Genomic DNA, 17,471 nt, shown 5'->3' on the forward strand with positions numbered 1-17,471 from the left:
GCACCGATAAAGAATCATTGGGTACTGTTGTACATAGGATTGACTTCAGCACTCGCGAAATTCTGCAAGATGGGGCGCCGCTGCCAAACAATGAGCAGCGAAAAGTAGGGCAGGGTTAACTCTGGATAGTTCGTCAGGGGGGTGTAGATTTGCTGTTGAGGGGTTGTTGCCCAGCTCACCACTGCCGCCTGTTCCAAGAGGTGGTGTTCCTTGAGCCAATGCCAGACGTGGCCATAGACCGATCGCACCTTCATTAAAACCACCACCTCCGCCCATGCCCACACCCGCTCGAGGTCATCCCCGTGGTACATTGCTGGCAAAATCGCTAGGCGATCGCTCCCCAAGGTCAGGGGCACCCCTAAGCTAGCCGCTGCGGCCAAAGGCGAGCAAATTCCCGGAATCACTTCAATCGCAATATGGGGGTCAAGGCTCTGGACGGCTGCCGCCAGATAGGAAAACGTACTGTAGAAACTGACATCCCCCTCAGAGACAAAGACCACATCAATGCCTTGAGCGAGATAGGCATAGACTTGCTCTGCCGCCTTTTGCCATGCTTGTTCTAAGACATCTTCTGCAAGAACATAGGGGAATTCGAGGGGCAGATACATTTGCTGGGGGTCTTTGTAGGGGGAAATGATCTCCTCGGCAATGCCGCGCCGTCCCTGTAGTCCCGCCGGAAAGGCAATCACCCTTGCGTGCTGTAGGCGTCGCCAACCCTTGAGGGTAATGAGTTCAGGATCCCCCGGCCCTACGCCAATGCCGCAAAGGGTGGCCATTAGCCCCATCCCCACCAGTGCCCCAGTTGATAGACACTGCCACTCACCACCCACGCCATCACCAAGGCATAGAGGGTCGCAAAAATCGTAAACTGCCCGCGTTTCGATTCACTCCAGAGGGTGGCAAGGGTGCTCAAGCAGGGGGTGTACAGGAGAGTAAAAAGCATAAAGCTGTAGGCCTGTAGGGGCGTTAAATCTCGGGCGATCGCCTGCTGTAACGAGGTACCGGAAAGGTGATAGATCACCGCCAACGCACCAATCACAATCTCCTTGGCCACAAAGCCGACAATCAGGGCGATCGTCAGGGCAGGTGTAATGCCCACCGGTGCCAAAAGCGGCTGTAGCGCTATCCCCAGTTGACCCGCCCACGTTTCTGGACTTGAGGGCGTTGCGTTCAGGGGTAAATGGGTCAATGCCCACACCACCAAGACACCTATCATAATGAAGCCCGTGGCTCGCGAGAGAAAATGCCGCACCTCGCCCCAGGCCCGCAGAATCACCTGTCGCCCCGTCGGCCAGCGATAGGGGGGCAACTCCAGCAAAAAGGGATCCGTATTCGGGAAATAGCCCTGAAAACAGAGGGCAGTGAGCAAGGCCGCCAGAATACTCCAGCCATAGAGAGACAGCAGGACGACTGCCCCCCACTGCGGGGGAAACAAACAGGCAATGAGAAAGACAAACACCTGTAGCCGCGCTGAGCAGAGGGAAAAGGGAATGATCAGCATCGTCAGTAGCCGCAGCCCCGGCGAGCGAATAATGCGGGTGGCCATCAGGGCGGGGACATTGCAGCCAAAGCCCATCAAGCTGAGGACGAAACTGCGTCCATCTAAACCCAAGCGTGCCATCAGGCCATCCATCAGGTAGGCGGCACGGGCAAGGTAGCCACTATCCTCAACGATCGCCATCACAATAAAGAAGATGGTGACTAAGGGCACAAACGCTGCCACCGTGGTCATACCGCCATAGATGCCCTCAATGAGCAAACTGCTGAGCAAGGGGGGCAGCCCCGCGAGGAATGGCGCCAGCACCTGTCCCTGAAAGGTCTCAAACGCATCACTGAGCCAGCCTTGAACCCCCAGCCCTAGCACCCATACCACTTGAAAGACAAGGTATAGCCCCGCAAAAAAGAGGGGCAGTCCCCACAAAGGGTGTAGCAACCAGTGATCCAACTGTTCTGTTAGTCTGCGAACGGTGCGACTGGGGAAAGTAACGGTGCCCGCCAATAGGGGCGCGATCGCCCCCGGTTCAATTTCTGGCAACGTTGGCTTGAAGAGCGGGGCTTGGGGAACGGGTGCCTCTTTGAGGGCATGGCAAATTGTTTCATAGGCCTCCCAATAGCCGCCACCATATTTGGCACTGAGGGCCACCACCGGCACCCCAAGGCGATCGCTCAATTTCTCGGTATCAATCTGAATCCCCAGTTGCCGCGCTTCATCGGCCATATTCAGGAGCACCACCATTGGTAGTCCCCAAGCCTTCACCTGCAGGGCTAAGCGCAATTGATGCTGAATCTGACTGGCATTGAGAATCACCAACACCAGCCGCACCGGCACCCGTTGGAAAAACTCACGCACAAGGGTTTCATCGGCAGCCGTCCCCGCCAGATCGTAGATGCCCGGCAAATCCACCAGTTTAACCATTTCCCCATTGAGGGAGATCTCTGCTTCTATTAGATCCACCGTAATCCCCGGCCAGTTGCCTACATGGGCACGGGCAGCGGCAATGCGATTGAAAAATGTGGATTTACCCGTGTTCGGGAGGCCAAGAAGGGCGATCGTGCTTGGGGTCATTGGCGCGGCTGTGAGGATTGCAATTCAAAGGTACCCGTGTCGCCACTATTCAGGGGAATGAGCAGACGACTCAGGAAGCGGCCATCCTCTAATTTATACATATCGAGGTTATAGCCTAGGCGTTGACACAGGTTAAAGCAGACTTTGAGGTGTCGTCCGGGGGGCTGATCAAGGCTGGAGGGAGCAAGCCAGTCGAGATGTTCGAGTTGGTGCAGTTTAATGAGTAACTGTGGCTCTATTTCCCCATTGTCGGTGATTGACAGTTCCAGCCAAGACTGCATTTTGCCCCCCTGACCCATGCCTTCAATTTGTTGGCACCAGATGTCAATGCGGCCTTGGGAGGGCGATCGCTGGCAGGCAAAAAGCAACAACTCATAAAGGATTAACTCCAGCTTGCTAATGTCACCATTGAGGGTGAGGACAGGTTGATTGTGAACTTGAATCCACAGTTGTTTGCGCTGCTTCCAATTTTCGATGCGATCCATCACTCGCTTGAGGAGCACCGCTAGGCCTGCTGTGTCAGTCGTTTTGTCCAGTTGCCATACCTCATGGCTCAAGAGGGGATGGAGGGATTCCAACTGGGTTTGCAGGAGCGTGCCCAACCGCCGCAGCAGGGGAGCCGCCTCAGGGTGTTGCTGAACCGATTGCATCAGCTGATGGCAGAGACTCGCAAGTTGACCATAGACCTGTTCAAGGCGACGGTGCTTGTACCAGTTGAGGGTTTCAAGGGTTTGCCAACCTTGGGTGAGCATTTGAATGAGGGAAGTACTGCGGTGTGCCCAAGCCAAATGGTTGACAAGGGTAATGAAGGCCTCTAGGTGCAAGGTTGACCACTGGCGATCGCGACGATCAGCGACAATGAGAACCCCTGAAGGTTCGTATTCGGGATCAGTGCGTAGGGCGATCGCCAAAATTTGACCAATGTCTGGCCCTGAGAGCCATTCCCGCGTACGCGGATCTAGTTCTGCTGCTGTGGTTTGAATCAACCAAGTGTAGGGATTACTGGTGACATCGGCTTGGGAGGCCATCAGGGCACTGTGGATCAGCGGATCCTCATAGATGGCAATTTCCGCGTCGTTGCGAATCGCAAATTTGGGATGGCTAGGGGGCGGCGCGACAATCGAGCCAACCGTCTGACCGGGTCGCCAAGTCACTAAGGCCACAAGGGGTACCTGCATTAAGTTCATGAGCTGCTGCAAGCCCGTCAGTTCAATGCGCTCCAAGTTTTGGGTGCGTTGCAGTGCCGTTAACCCCGCCAGCATCGCCGATCGCACTTGCTCCTGCTGCGTATTGGTGTTTTGCAGTTGCCACTGATGGCTAATGAGGCCAAGGGTACGCGCCACCTCCTGTACAAGGGTTTGCTGACTTTTGCCCCAAGCCGTTGGTTCAGTGCGCCCCACTAACAGCAGTGCTTCCAAAGAATGGCCGGGGGTGGTGGTTGCTGCCACAAGGGACTGGATATGCAGCTTGTCGAGAACCTCTTTCCAAGAGTAGAGGCGCAGTTCATGGCTACAGTCCTCAAGGGCAATGGCTGTGGTTGCCGTTTCCAGAAGTTGCCAATCCATTTTTTGTAAGGGCGGGAAGGGCGGATGGCGATCGCGCCCCCGGGGCGCCGGATACTGAAACAGGACATCAAAGACTTGGGTCAGGGAGTTGTAGCTTAACAAAAAGACCCACTGTGCCCCTAAATCTGCCGCTAACCTTTCGCCCGCATGGTGGAGCACTTGCTTCCAGTCCTGTTCATCACAGATGGCTTGCGCCAACTCACTCACCAAGCTTTGGGCCTGCTGGGTCTGTGCCAAGAGGTGTTCAAGGCGTTCAGTGGGGGCTGCCAAGGCCAATAGCTCTGCGGTGACTTGGAGGAGTTTCTTTTCATTGTCATTCCAAGGGTAAGGCTCACTGCGCTCGAATGTGAGAAAGCCCACGACATCCGTGCCCACCAGAATCGGGGTTGCCACAAGGGCACGGCAATTCAGCATTTGCATTAACCGTAAGGGTGCGGTAGCACTGACCACACTTTGACTATCGCTGACACTCACGGTTTGGCCGCTGGCAAGGGCAGTATAACAACCTGCTAACTCCTGCTGTGTAATCGCTAAGGGTTGCCGCTGGCTCTCGCGGCTCTGGGGTTTACCAACGGTGTAACTGCGCCGCCGATAGAGGGGTTGCTCCAAATCTCGCCAAAAGAGGCTGGTACGTTGAGGTTGACAGAATTGGTGCACTGCCAGCAACAGGGCTTCAATGCGTTGACCCAAGCTAGGGGCACGGCTGGCCTCTTGGAGGAGATGGCGCACTGGATCATTACTCGTCATTGTGGGCGCCGCCGCTTGCTTGGTTTCAGGGGCTGGTTTTGCCGCGGTCAAGCGTTCCAATTCCGCCCCAAGGGCACTCACCAGTAAGCTCATGTGGGCCAAATCATCGCCCCGCAGGGTATCGCCCCAAGTGGTAGAACCGATCATGAGAATGCCGAGGGGTTGACGATGGCGGACAATGGGATAGATGGCCGTGCCTTGAATGCCCAAACGGGTGGCGGCTTCTCGTAACTCGCCTAGGCGGGGTTCCTCCTTGAGACTGGGCAAACTAATCGGCTTGCGGTTGATCAACACCTGATCGAGAAGACTACCGGCGGCAAGGGTCAGTTTCTGCTTCAGAAAAGGATGATCGCCAACGGGCGTGGTTCCCCCTTGGCCAATGAGTTGTTTGGCGGCTTCATTGTATAGTCCCAACCAAGCAAAGGACATGCCGAGGATTTCTTGGACAAAGCTCACCAAGGGAGCAATGAGTCCACCAATTTGCTCTTGCTGTTGCAGTTGCTTAATGGTGTTAACCAGTGCCGCCAAAGCGGGGCTGACCTTCGAGGATTTGACAGAGGTCATAGGGGCGATCGCAACCGAGAAGGATGTCTTCTATTCTAAACTTTGCCTCTCCGCAATCCTGTGCTGCAACTCACAGCAGGCAAGGAGAAAGTCTGGGGGCACAGGGGCAGGCCATGTCCCCTCAACCCGGCGATCGCCCAACACAATCAGATGCAGGCTATAGGCATGGGGATAGCCCTCCAATTCCAAATGCACAGCATCGTTGCCGCCACTGAGGGTAATCATTTCCTCTGCCATCAATTCGGGGGCGATCGCCAAAAGCTGCCCGTGGAGTTGGCGAAATAAATCCACAAATGCCTTGAATTCTACTGCAGTAAGTTCCGTGGCCCAATCCTCAGCGCCCACCAGAGCGGCATAGAATTGATCATTGCGCCAGCCCACCCGCCAACCTTCCCCCACCCGCAGTTCCACAGACTAGCCCTCTAAAACGTGGGTACGAGGCTACTGCTGCCGCCAAAGAGGGCCCAAGACAGGAAAAAGTTGAGAATAAAGATCGCCAATAGCGAGATCACCACAGCCGCCGTAGTGGATTGACCGACCCCCTTGGCGCCCCCTGTAGTTGTAATGCCCCAATTGCAGCCAATGATGGCCACCACACCGCCAAAAATGCCTGACTTGATAATTGAACTCCACAGATCCCAAGTTTGCAGAAAGTTCTGAATGGACTCAATATAGACCCCACGGGGAATGCCGTAGAGATAATCGGCAATCACTAGCCCACCCCACAGCCCTGTTACCAATGCCAAGATATTGAGAATCGGCAACATCAACACACAGGCAATAAACCGTGGCACCACCAGATAATCCACCGGATCCGTGCCCAGCATATAGAGGGCGTCAATTTGCTCAGTGACTTTCATGGTGCCAATTTCAGCCGCAAAGGCAGAGCCAACTCGCCCGGCGAGTACCACCGCTGTCAGCACCGGCCCCAGTTCCCGCGCTAGGGCGATCGCCAGCACCCCACCCACCGCAGAGGTGGCACCAAAGGTAATAAATTCACGGGCGACCTGAATCGTAAACACCATGCCCACAAAGGCCGCTGTAATTAGGGCAACACTGAGGGAGGCAGGCCCCACCAAGGCCATTTGCTCGATCGAGTTGCGCAGCGGAATCCGCCCCCGCAGCAAATGATAGGTGACTTGACCCGCCAAGAGAAAGGCTGTGCCCAAGCGTTGTATGCCCTGACTTGCACGCCAGCGCAGCCGTGGCCACTTCCTCGCCTTCATTGTTGCGCCCTAGAAATTACCGGTTTCACCCGCAGCACCATTACCCAAGCCTGAGAGTTTGAGGAAGAGGTTTTTATCTGTTGTGCTCTGATAAACACAGCTGATTTCAGGATTGGCTTCAAGGTTGCCCACATAGCCAAAGGTATTCAGCCGCTGCCGACAACTGCGCAATTGCTCACCGGTAATGAGTTGTCGCTGTTCTAGCAGGGCAACGTTATTGGCACGCAGCACACAGCCCGGTTGCATCACCGGTTGGGAAACAAAGACCGAAAAGGGGTTAAAAGTGACAAAAATCCGCGTATCCACCGCGATCGCGCTCGCACCAAATTGCACGCAAATATCGGGATTGGGCGCCGCCTGATCAATAAACTGCGTTGAAGCCACGTTATCAGGATTGAGGGTGGTGGTTTTGCTAAAGGTGACACCCACACCAACGCCAATAATAAAGACCCCTCCCAACACCGCCAGAGTGCGGGTATTCACTGGTGACTTCGATTCTGGCTGGGGAGGCCGACGAGTTTGGGGACGCGGACGCGGTGGGGATGGCGAACGTCGAGGCATAGCAGGAAGAGTGAACAGCACTTCCCTACCAGTATGCCCTTAGAAGGCAGGGTTTGACTGCCCCCCTGCTTGTTTTGGCTTCGCCTTGTTGACCTTGAGCACCCGTCCTAGCCATGTTGCACCGTCGAGATCATCAATGGCAGCGGCCTCCTGAGTTTCATCCACCAGTTCGACAAAAGCAAAGCCACGCCGTTTGCCTGTTTCTCGATCCACCGGCAACACAATCCGGCGAATAGCACCATATTTTTCAAAAACTTCGCGAAGATCGTTTTCTGTCGCCTCATAGGAGAGGTTGCCGATGTACAGTGTCATAACCCGAACTCAGAAGCAATTTGACAATCATCATAGCCTCTCGCTTTCCCTTACCCATGCGATCCAGACTACAGAACCCAACACCTTGCAAAGAAAATTAACGTTTTCTATCAGCCCCAAAATATACCAAGGTTAAAAAGAAATTAATTCCTCCCTTAATGTCACCTACAGCCCTTTGCACAGGGTTTGAGCCGCGTCCGACAGATTCAGCAAATTGCCGCCAAGCCCATTCTCTCGTGGAATCCACCGGAGTCTCTCTAGGAGAGGATTTGAGTATTTTCAGTGGTCTTGTAGAAAATAATTTCACCCCCCTCGCAAGGGATCCCTCGGAACAGGGGGTTGCAATCCGCTCTGGGAGAGGCTATATTCAAGGTACTCTTGCTTCTCTTCGGGGAAGTGGATTAAATGAGAATGAACCAGCCCGTCAAAGAACGAATCACTGCCGCCATCAGTTGTAACAATACAGCTTGCAGGTTTTGACGCACGGCTTCTAGGGTTTCGAAGGACTGCCATACTCATGCTGCTCGCAGATGTTGCCACAACCGCTCCATGGGATTGACCTCGAAGGCAAACACAGGCACAACATTGCGCACAATGCGATGCACCGTCGGGTAGGCGACCTCAAGCTGATGCTCCTGTCGTAGCCACTGCACAATAGCCTTGTAACTGTCAAACCCGCTGGGGTCTTGTAGGCGTTCCTGCAACTGTGCCATCACTGTTGGGGGGATGCGGCTCCGGGGGCGTCTTGACTGCCAATAACTGCTGGAGTCCTCCTTGGCGATAGGCGTTCAGCCAGCGAGTAATGCTGGACTCGTTGCAATGGAGCAATTGGGCAATTTGTGGGCAGCTGTGGACAAGTCCTTGCTTCAGCCAGTAGAGCATCTGCAAGCGTTCCTGCTGTCGGGCATTGGTTTCATGTTGTAGGCGCCGCTGCAGTTCTTCAGAGCTTTCTGTAATTGTGAGGACGAGCGGGCGAGCCATGAAGGTCTCCTACTGGGATGACTTCAGTTTTAGGATAGACAATTGCCTCGTTTAAGACCTATTTATTAAGCTCAATGTTACAAAGAGCTGGTATTAGCAGAATCAATAAATACAACCCTTTTTTAGAATATGAGACACGTGACGGGTACGCGATCCTCTCCCGCTCTCGCAGTTTTGAACCTGTCTCGGGCTGTAGTTCGAGCTACTGAATGGATGTGGGGTTTTTCTATGGGCGGTGAGGACAGTTCTGCGATTGCGCCAGCAAAACAACTATGCGATCCAAACCAGCACGGAGTTGAGCCGTGGCCTCCCCCCCTTGATTGACCACAAGACTAAAGACGAAAGGGCGATCCTGCAACGGTTCCACGTAGCCCGCTAGGGCAACCACCCCCCGCAATGTGCCGGTTTTCGCCCAGACACGATCCTGAGCCGCTGTATCACGAAAGCGCTGTCGCAGGGTGCCGGATCGTCCGGCAAGGGGGAGCGATCGCCGCCACAGCGAGGCATCCTTTGTTTGCGTTATATGTTGCAGCAGCGTGACTAAACCATTGGGCGTCAGCCAATTTTGCCGCGAGAGTCCCGAACCATCTACTAAAACCGCTGCTTGGACACCGATGCGCTCTAGATAGCGTTGGCGATAGCCGGGTTGTGCTGCCTCCAGAGCCGTAAGGAGCATTTCTGCATAGAAATTGTCACTCTCTTGGAGAACCGGCAAAATTAACGCTTCTAGGGGGGGTGAGGCATGGCGCACCAACACATTGGGTAACGGCTCTGCTGTTTCCACAAGGCGAATTTGCTGCACTTGAATACCGGCTTGGGCAAAGGCCCGCTGCACCTGTTGTTGAAGATAGGGGATCGACTCACTGAGAGGAATGCGCAGTTTTGCCGGTTCACTGCCAATGTGGAGTTGACCCCGCACAATGATCTGCTGGCCGCGCACCTCACTTTCCAGAAATTCTGGCTCAGAGGGGGTCACGGTGCGGGTCTCATTGACCACTCGAAAATGAGTCTGCGGCTGCCGTAGTGCTAAGGGTTGCCCCAACTGTTGTGGTATGACCTCTAGGTTCAGGGCATTTTGATTGAGACTAAAGCGCGTCACTACCGCTGCATAGCCCATCGTCAGGTCTTCGATCGCCCATGTGGGTTCCATCCTCACAGGAGTTACACCGCCGATTTCCAAGATTGGAATCTGGCGAATGCCCTGTTGGCTAAGGCGGAGTGCCATTTGTTGCAGGTCTTGGCTGCTGAAACTGGGGTCAAAACTGCCCTGAAGACGCAGGGTTGTCCTGTCGGGCGATCGCGCGCTGAGGGTGGTCTCAAAGAAATGATTAGCTCCCCAATAGTCTAAGGCGGCAGCCACTGTCGTTAGCTTGACATTCGAGGCCACCAGAAAGAGCTTTTCCCCTTGGTAGTCGTAGAGAAGATCCCCCGTGGTTAAATCCCGCACCACCATGCCCCATTGACCCCGTTGCCATTGGGGATTTTGAATTTCCTGTTGCAGGGCACGAGCCAAGTCTTGGCGGCAGAGACCGAAGGCGGCAGGTGAAACCACCAGGACAATCAAACTAGCAGGGGGCAGAAGCCATCGAAGCCATGCCATGGGGCACTAGATCCTTGACATAGACGCGATCGCAACGCTGCGTTTCCACACCCGTCGCCGGCTGATAGCCCGCCTTTTCGTACAAATGGACGGCTGTAGTCATGATTGAGGCCGTTTCAATCCAGATTTTGCGGTAGCCGGCCGCTGCAATGGCTACCTCCAGATGGTGCAGGAGAAATGTCCCTAGGCCTTGGCCGCGTACGCGGGGATGGAGATACATTTTGCGAATTTCGACAGCCGCTTCGCCCCGCTGAATGGGATAGAAGGCGATCGTGCCCACAACTTCCGAGGCTCGCTCCACCACCCAAAATTGTCCGCCCCGGCGGTGGTAGTAATCTTCAACGTGAACCACATCGGCATCGGCGCCTTCGGGTTGCCAAGAAAGGCCAAACTCACTGAGGACATTAGCAATGAGGTGCATGACCGCTGCGCGATCGCGATCGCACCAATGGCGCACCCCACAATCCCCATAGTGAAGAAAAAATGCACTCAAGGACAGCTGCCTCCCATAAAATTACAGTCCTTTTCACAGAGAGAGAACACGCACAAAAGCATCGAAACCGCTGTGCCCCCAAAAGAACTGTACTGCCACTCTAACGATTCAGCGTGAGGCTCGCAAGATCATTTTGCTACTGTTTTTATCTTTGTTTCATCTTTGCTGCCGCCGCCGCTCTCTTAAGCGCCAACTTAGTATAGGAAAAGATGCTGGACAAACGGACGATGCAAGACTTTGGCGTTGTGATTGTCGGTGGTGGCTTAGCAGGCTGTCGTGCTGCTTTGGAAATTTGCCGCCTAGCCCCAGAGACCCCGATTGCCCTTGTGTCCAAAACCCATCCCATTCGTTCCCATTCCGTTGCTGCCCAAGGGGGCATTGCCGCTACGCTGAAAAATGTCGACAGCGAAGACTCTTGGGAAAGCCATGCCTTTGATACCGTCAAGGGGTCAGACTTTCTTGCGGATCAGGATGCCGTCGCCATTCTTGCCCAGGAAGCGCCCGATGTGGTGATTGACCTTGAGCATTTGGGGGTGCTCTTCTCTCGCCTGCCCGATGGCCGCATTGCCCAACGTCCCTTTGGTGGTCACACGCACCAGCGCACTTGCTATGCAGCCGACAAAACTGGTCATGCCATTCTCCACGAACTCTACTGCAATCTCCTGAAATACAACGTCACCTTTTTTAGTGAGTGGTATGTGCTGCGGCTGATTGTCGAGGATCAGCAGGCCAAGGGGGTCGTTGCCTACCACATTGAAACGGGTCAACTGGACATTCTGCGGGCACCTGCCATTCTTTTTGCCACAGGGGGCTATGGTCGCGTCTTTAATACCACCTCTAATGATTTTGCCTCCACGGGGGATGGCTTAGCGATGACGGCACGGGCAGGCTTGCCCCTTGAGGATATGGAGTTTGTCCAATTTCACCCCACGGGGTTGTATCCAGCGGGGGTTTTGATTTCTGAGGCGGTGCGCGGTGAAGGGGCTTATTTGGTCAATGCCGAGGGGGAACGCTTTATGGCACGCTATGCCCCCAGTCGCATGGAACTGGCTCCCCGTGATATTACCTCGCGGGCGATCGCCATCGAAATTCGCGAAGGGCGCGGCAGCCACAGTGATGGCTCAGCCGGCGGGCCTTTTGTTTATCTCGATGTCCGCCACTTGGGTCGCGAAACAATCATGAGTCGCATTCCCTTCTGTTGGGAGGAAGCCCATCGCTTGGCGGGGGTAGATGCTGTGGTGGAGCCGATTCCTGTACGTCCGACGGTGCACTATTCAATGGGGGGGATTCCGGTCAATGTCAATGGTCAGGTGCGTGCCAATGCCACGGAACTGGTGACCGGGTTTTATGCCGCTGGTGAATGTGCCTGTGTCTCGGTGCATGGTGCCAATCGCTTGGGGAGTAATTCCCTCCTAGAATGTGTGGTCTATGGCCGCCGTACCGGTGGGGCGATCGCCCAAGATTTACCGAGCTTGCCCCAACCCCAATTTGACCCCCAGCCGTATCTACAGGCAGCGGAGCAACAGATTCAGCACCTCTTTAGTCAAGCGGGGGATTTACGCATTGCCCAACTACGGCAGCAGGTTCAAGATTGTATGACCCAATACTGTGGCGTATTTCGCACCGCGGCTCTGATGCAGAGAGGTTTGGAAGAATTGCAGCGGCTGAAAGCAGCCTATGCGCGGATTCGTCTCGACGATCGCCAGCGCTACTGGAACACAGAGCTGTTAGAGGCGTTTGAGTTAGCAAATATCCTCGTGGTTGCGGAAGTGATTTTGAGCAGCGCCCTTGCTCGCCAAGAGAGTCGTGGTGCCCACTTCCGTGAAGACTATCCGCAGCGGGATGATGTCAACTTCCTACGCCACACCCTAGCCACCTACCACAGCGACGGCATGAGGATTGACTATCTGCCCGTCACCATCACCATGTTTCCCCCCCAAGAGCGCAAGTATTAAAGCCATGCGACGGTTACCTGCGACCCCTGCCCTCAACCGTTTTATTATTGGCATCACCCTCTTTGTTCTGATCATGTTGGTGGCGGTGGTGGGCTACACCAGTTTTGGCTGGAACTGGCTCGATGCCCTCTACATGTACGTGATCACCGTCTTTGGCATTGGCTACAGTGAAGTGCGACCCCTGATTACGCCGGCGCAACGCTTCTTTAACATGCTGATCATTGTGGCCGGCAGTGCAGCAACGGTTTATACCATCGGTGCGGTGGTGCAACTGTTTACCGAAGGGGAGATCAAACGCCTACTGGATATTCAGCGGGCGAGCCGCGACATCAACAAACTCAACCGCCATGTCATTGTCTGTGGCTTTGGCCGCATTGGTCAGGTAATGGCTCAGGAATTATCGGCATTAAAAACCCCCTTTGTGATTTTGGATGTCAATGAACAGCGCATTGATCTAGCGATACAGTTGGGCTATTTGGCCTATTTGGGGAGTGCGGCGGAGGAAGAAACGCTGCGCGTGGTGGGGATCGAGCGGGCGATCGCCCTAGCGACGGTGCTGCCCAATGACACGATCAATGTCTTTATTACGCTGACAGCGCGCTCCCTGAATCCGAGCCTGCTGATTGTGGCGCGGGCGAATTTGGCAAGCACAGAAGCAAAGCTACGTATGGCAGGAGCGGATCACGTAGTCTTGCCGACAAAAATTGGTGCCATTCAAATGACTAACCTGATTCGGCGGCCACGCATTGACTTTCTTGAGCAAACGGGCGATCGCGAGACCCTCAACGACCTCTTGAGCCACATTGATGCTCACCTTGAGGAACTGGAGATTACTGCCGATTACCCCTACGTGGGTACGCGCTTGACAGGACTTGAGGTACGCGGCCAAGGGGCATTTATTATTGTTGGCCTGCGCAAAAGTGATGGCCAATTATTCCCGACCCGCGCCAATCCCCTTGTGGAAGTGGGCGATACATTGATTCTATTGGGGCATGCTCAAGATACCCCCAAGCTCATTCGCAAATATACTGCCCGCTCCCGCCACTCCCAATGACAACCCCCGCTCATCTCGCTGACCTTAAGGATCACGTCATCATTTGCGGCTATGGTCCCCTTGGTCGCACCTTAGCGATGAACTTGGCTGCTGCCCAAATCCCCTTTGTCGTGATTGACAACCAGCGGCAGCGACTACGGCTTGCCCAGCAGTCAGGGCACCTTTTCTATCGCGGTGACGATCTCATGGATGAAAATGAGCTGTTGGCGGTGGGGGTGGATCGCGCTCGCACTGTAGTGGCGGTTTTGGCCGATGATGCCAGTAATGTCTTTATCACCCTGATTGCCCGTCGCCTCAATCCCAACTTACAAATTTTGGCCTATGGTGAATTGCCAGCCACAGAGTCCAAACTGCGTTTTGCCGGTGCCGATCATGTGGTCTTGCCCTCGAGTATCAGTGCCCAACGCATGGTGCAGCTCATTACTCGCCCGACAGTCTTGGATTTTCTTGAGGAAAAGGATGAGCGCAGTCACTTGATTGAGCTACTCAGCCAGCTCGATCTTCAGATTGAGGAGTTTACGCTGCCCTTGGAGTCCTCGCTGGTGGGGCTAGCGATCGCCGATGTGGAAGCGAAAGGCCGAGGCCGCTTTATTATTGTTGCTCTCCGCCATCAGAACGGTGCCTTGGTGACCCATCCCCCCTTAACCTTGCCCCTAGGGCCGGGGGATACCCTGATTGCCCTTGGCCGAGCAGCGGAAATTAAAACCTTCTTTCGCCAATATGCCCACCGCCAGCCAATTCGCTATCGCGGCCTAGGAAGCTAGCCCTTCAGGCCAGCAGTGGTTTGGGAGGGAATGATATATCGTTGCAAGAAAATAAACACAATGAACACGGGCACAATTGAAATCACCGAGCCAGCGGCAATGAGTCGCCAATCCAAAGAAAACGTCCCCGCCAAGGTGACCACGCCAATGGGCAGGGTATAAAGTTCTGGCTGATCCAAGACCAACAGGGGCCAGAGAAAATCACTCCAAGCACCAATAAACACAAAAATGCCAAGGGTAACAAGGGCAGGGCGAATGGCCGGCAGCATCACAAACCACCACAGCCCCAATTCTGAGCAGCCATCGAGGCGAGCCGCTTCCTCTAGTTCCTTGGGCACCGCCATAAAGGCCTGTCGCAACAGAAAAATGCCAAAGGCAGAGGCCAAACTCGGCAGAATCATTCCCAGATAGGTATTCCGCAGCCCCAACTGCACCGCCAAAATAAACAGGGGAATCATGATGATTTGAAAGGGAATCATGATCGTGGCCAAAATGGCCGTAAAGATCACCTCACGTCCGCGAAAGGACAGCCGTGCCAAGGGATAGGCGGCTAAGGCCGAGGTCAGGAGATTGCAGGCCACCGTTAAGACTGCCACCAGTGTACTGTTGAACAGGTACTGGCCAAAGGGATTCGTTTGCCAAACCGTAACAAAATTCGCCCAGGTTGGTTCGGCCGGCAGCCAGCGGGGCGGAAAGGCAAAAATATCTTCATTGGCAGACTTGAAGGCGGTACTGGTGAGCCACACCAAAGGCAGCAGCATGACGATCGCGATCGCCACCAACAGCAGGTAGGTCAAGCCTCGCCGCAAGGTCATCGCCGTGTCCAAAGATTGGTAAACATCATCAACAGGCCACCAATGACAATGGCGATCGCAAGGCCGCCAGCAATCCAGTCTAGGGTTGTCGTTTCCATCGGTAATTTCCCAAGGGTACTTTTAGACACTGCGCAAGGCAACAATCGGATCCAGCCGCGCCGCCCGTTGAGCGGGAACCACCCCAAAGAAGAGGCCAATACTGCCCGAAACGCCCACAGCAAGAGCCACAGCAACGGGAGCAACCCCAGCCTCCAAGGGGGTCAACATCACCACTAGCATCACACCACCTACGCCCACTCCCGTGCCAATGAGGCCACCGAGAGCCGAGAGGATCATCGCCTCAATCATAAACTGTGCCAGTATATCCCGCTGTGTGGCACCAATGGCCTTGCGCAGGCCAATTTCTTGGGTGCGTTCGGTTACCGAGACCAGCATAATGTTCATAATGCCAATCCCCCCCACCAGCAGGGAAATGCCGGCGATCGCCGCCAACATCAAGGTCAAGGCATTGCTGATATTGCCAATGATTTGCAGAGCTTCCTTTTGGGTTTGAATTGTAAAATCGTCCTCATCAACAATTTGATGGCGCAGCCGCAGGAGGTTGGTAATCTGAAACTTAGCCGCATCAATGCTCTGTTCATCACGGGCAGATACCGAGATAAAGGTTAGGGAAATCCCATAGGGGGAGCGCTGCCCCACAATACGGGAAGACATCGTCGTAATGGGAATATAGGCGGCCTCATCCTGATTGTTGCCAAGGAAAGCACCCTTTTCGGCCATGACGCCAATCACTTCAAAGGAAAGATTCTTGATCCGTACCTGCTGACCCACAGGATTTTCGTTAATAAAGAGCTTCCTCGCCAAATCCGAGCCTAAAATGACGACGCGGCGATGCCGTTCCACATCCTTATCGGAGATAAAGCGCCCCTGCGCCACTGTAAAACTGCGCACTGAAGGAAAGGTGGGGGTGGTCCCCACAATCAGCACATTCGTGTTGCGTCCTCGATAGGTAACCCGTTGTTGCACTTGAATTTGGGGTGCCACTTCCTTAACGGTGGGCACTTGGGTGGCGATCGCCTTAGCATCCTCAAGGACAAGGGTTTGCGGCACATTAAACGTGCGGTTGCGGGCTTGGGGCGTCCCCGGCACAATAAAAAGCGTATTCGGACCAAGGGATTCAAACTGACTGGCGGCATAGCGCTGTGCCCCCTGACCCACGCCGACCATGGCAATCACCGCTGCGTTGCCAATAATTATCCCCAGCATCGTCAGGCCGCTACGCAGTCGATTGGCCTTGAGGGTGGCGATCGCCATGCGCACACTTTCAGCAATGTCCATGATTCTGCGCCGAAAACACCTGTTTTTAATCTAACTTGAGATCTTCTTTTTCCTCAGACTTCTAGTGGGGGAGTCAGGATTGCGGTAGGGGAATGCTTTTGCCGTTGAAGTGGTTCATCGCTGCCTCCACCCCAGACTGAATACTTAACTCAATGGCATCCACGGCAAGGTCAAGCACAGCAGGTAAAATGGCGAGTTCAGCAGCCGAAAAATGTCCCAAAACAAAGGGCACAGCATTGCGCGGCCCGGTTTGTTGCTGCAGGCGATCGCCAAAGGCAATGCCCACCTTGAGGCGGGGAAACTGCTGCGAATGACAGTGTTGAATAATTGACTTAATGCCGTTGTGTCCGCCCGTCGAGCCACTCAAGCGCAAGCGCAGCCGCCCCAAGGGCAAATCGGCATCATCATAGACGACAAGGGTTCGCTCAAGGGGCAGCTTATAAAAATTCAGCAGGGCATGGAGAGATTGCCCCGAACTATTCATATAGGTAGTGGGTTTGAGGAGGCGTACCTTTTGACCATGAATCGGAACCTCTGCCACCTCTCCCAAGAAGCGCCGCTGCGGGGTCAACTGCACCTTATACCGATCGGCAAGGGCGTCAAGGACACGAAAGCCAATATTGTGGCGCGTCGTCGCATACTCTGCCCCCGGATTCCCAAGGCCGACAATCACACAGGGTTGGAGAACCATGCCACCTAAGCAGAGGGTTCCCGCGATGATTCCGATTCTGCCTTGGCCTGCTGTTCCTGTTCGAGGGCAGCGGTCTGCCGTTTCATTTCATCTTGGAATTCACGGGAGGCTTCCTCAAAGGCACGCTTGGTTTTGCCAAGGCTGCGACCAATTTCCGGCAGCTTTTTAGGGCCAAAGATTAAAAGCGCCACCACCAGAATCACAATCAGTTCCGGCAGACCGATACCAAAAACGTTCAT

General features: G+C 54.6%; 18 protein-coding genes. 3 read left to right on the forward strand and 15 right to left on the reverse strand.

The features are described from left to right. Window positions 1-14: 14 nt before the first annotated feature. The 11 genes from RHH53_RS03800 to RHH53_RS03850 form a co-directional block, all read right to left on the reverse strand. A complete protein-coding gene (locus RHH53_RS03800; RefSeq protein WP_206201601.1) occupies window positions 15-785 on the reverse strand; it encodes a precorrin-2 C(20)-methyltransferase in 771 nt (256 codons plus the stop codon). Further along, complete coding sequence (gene feoB / locus RHH53_RS03805; RefSeq protein WP_310744121.1) at window positions 776-2,566, reverse strand: ferrous iron transport protein B; 1,791 nt, start codon at window positions 2,564-2,566, stop codon at window positions 776-778. The genes RHH53_RS03800 and feoB overlap by 10 nt, the downstream gene beginning before the upstream one ends. After that, a complete protein-coding gene (locus RHH53_RS03810) occupies window positions 2,563-5,442 on the reverse strand; it encodes a GAF domain-containing protein (protein WP_302678888.1) in 2,880 nt (959 codons plus the stop codon). Before RHH53_RS03810 ends, feoB begins: the two co-directional genes overlap by 4 nt. Before the next feature lie 30 nt (window positions 5,443-5,472). After that, window positions 5,473-5,853, reverse strand: a complete 381-nt coding sequence (locus tag RHH53_RS03815; RefSeq protein ID WP_206201126.1) for a DUF1818 family protein — start codon at window positions 5,851-5,853, stop codon at window positions 5,473-5,475. An 11-nt stretch (window positions 5,854-5,864) separates the two neighbouring features. Then, a complete protein-coding gene (locus RHH53_RS03820) occupies window positions 5,865-6,668 on the reverse strand; it encodes an MlaE family lipid ABC transporter permease subunit (protein WP_206201127.1) in 804 nt (267 codons plus the stop codon). A gap of 9 nt (window positions 6,669-6,677) precedes the next feature. After that, window positions 6,678-7,229, reverse strand: a complete 552-nt coding sequence (locus RHH53_RS03825) for a DUF3172 domain-containing protein (RefSeq protein WP_206201128.1) — start codon at window positions 7,227-7,229, stop codon at window positions 6,678-6,680. Window positions 7,230-7,268: 39 nt separating this feature from the next. After that, window positions 7,269-7,541, reverse strand: coding sequence for an RNA-binding protein (locus tag RHH53_RS03830; RefSeq protein ID WP_149820749.1), 273 nt, complete (start codon window positions 7,539-7,541; stop codon window positions 7,269-7,271). A 515-nt stretch (window positions 7,542-8,056) separates the two neighbouring features. Next, entirely contained in the window at window positions 8,057-8,254 is a 198-nt protein-coding gene (locus tag RHH53_RS03835; RefSeq protein WP_310453352.1) for a hypothetical protein, read from the reverse strand. After that, window positions 8,211-8,522 (reverse strand): helix-turn-helix domain-containing protein, encoded by a 312-nt coding sequence (locus tag RHH53_RS03840; protein ID WP_310744122.1) that lies wholly within the window; start codon window positions 8,520-8,522, stop codon window positions 8,211-8,213. Before RHH53_RS03840 ends, RHH53_RS03835 begins: the two co-directional genes overlap by 44 nt. A 226-nt stretch (window positions 8,523-8,748) precedes the next feature. Beyond that, window positions 8,749-10,122 (reverse strand): D-alanyl-D-alanine carboxypeptidase/D-alanyl-D-alanine-endopeptidase, encoded by a 1,374-nt coding sequence (gene dacB, locus RHH53_RS03845; RefSeq protein ID WP_310453354.1) that lies wholly within the window; start codon window positions 10,120-10,122, stop codon window positions 8,749-8,751. After that, window positions 10,088-10,543: a GNAT family N-acetyltransferase gene (locus RHH53_RS03850; protein WP_399373362.1), complete on the reverse strand. Its 456-nt coding sequence runs from the start codon at window positions 10,541-10,543 to the stop codon at window positions 10,088-10,090. The genes dacB and RHH53_RS03850 overlap by 35 nt, the downstream gene beginning before the upstream one ends. Before the next feature lie 299 nt (window positions 10,544-10,842). Between RHH53_RS03850 and RHH53_RS03855 the strand changes: the two genes are divergently transcribed. From RHH53_RS03855 to RHH53_RS03865, 3 genes are read left to right on the forward strand one after another with little or no spacing between them, the layout of a single operon-like run. Further along, window positions 10,843-12,570: a succinate dehydrogenase/fumarate reductase flavoprotein subunit gene (locus tag RHH53_RS03855; protein WP_206201603.1), complete on the forward strand. Its 1,728-nt coding sequence runs from the start codon at window positions 10,843-10,845 to the stop codon at window positions 12,568-12,570. Window positions 12,571-12,574: 4 nt separating this feature from the next. Continuing rightward, entirely contained in the window at window positions 12,575-13,624 is a 1,050-nt protein-coding gene (locus RHH53_RS03860; RefSeq protein ID WP_302676762.1) for a TrkA family potassium uptake protein, read from the forward strand. Then, the gene (locus RHH53_RS03865; RefSeq protein WP_302676761.1) at window positions 13,621-14,388 is read left to right on the forward strand and encodes a TrkA family potassium uptake protein; all 768 of its coding nucleotides are present in this window, start codon (window positions 13,621-13,623) and stop codon (window positions 14,386-14,388) included. The genes RHH53_RS03860 and RHH53_RS03865 overlap by 4 nt, the downstream gene beginning before the upstream one ends. Here RHH53_RS03865 and RHH53_RS03870 read toward each other — a convergent pair. The 4 genes from RHH53_RS03870 to RHH53_RS03885 all read right to left on the reverse strand — a co-directional run bounded on the left by RHH53_RS03870 (window position 14,385) and on the right by RHH53_RS03885 (window position 17,471). Next, window positions 14,385-15,203 (reverse strand): carbohydrate ABC transporter permease, encoded by an 819-nt coding sequence (locus tag RHH53_RS03870; RefSeq protein WP_206201134.1) that lies wholly within the window; start codon window positions 15,201-15,203, stop codon window positions 14,385-14,387. The two genes, RHH53_RS03865 and RHH53_RS03870, sit on opposite strands and share 4 nt — an antisense overlap. A 120-nt stretch (window positions 15,204-15,323) precedes the next feature. Next, the gene (locus RHH53_RS03875) at window positions 15,324-16,541 is read right to left on the reverse strand and encodes an ABC transporter permease (protein ID WP_206201135.1); all 1,218 of its coding nucleotides are present in this window, start codon (window positions 16,539-16,541) and stop codon (window positions 15,324-15,326) included. Between the two features lie 73 nt (window positions 16,542-16,614). Then, window positions 16,615-17,232: an aminoacyl-tRNA hydrolase gene (gene pth / locus RHH53_RS03880; RefSeq protein WP_206201136.1), complete on the reverse strand. Its 618-nt coding sequence runs from the start codon at window positions 17,230-17,232 to the stop codon at window positions 16,615-16,617. A 5-nt stretch (window positions 17,233-17,237) separates the two neighbouring features. Continuing rightward, entirely contained in the window at window positions 17,238-17,471 is a 234-nt protein-coding gene (locus RHH53_RS03885) for a TatA/E family twin arginine-targeting protein translocase (RefSeq protein ID WP_206201137.1), read from the reverse strand.

It is taken from the genome of Thermosynechococcus sp. PKX82, assembly GCF_031583255.1.
Lineage (GTDB): Bacteria > Cyanobacteriota > Cyanobacteriia > Thermosynechococcales > Thermosynechococcaceae > Thermosynechococcus.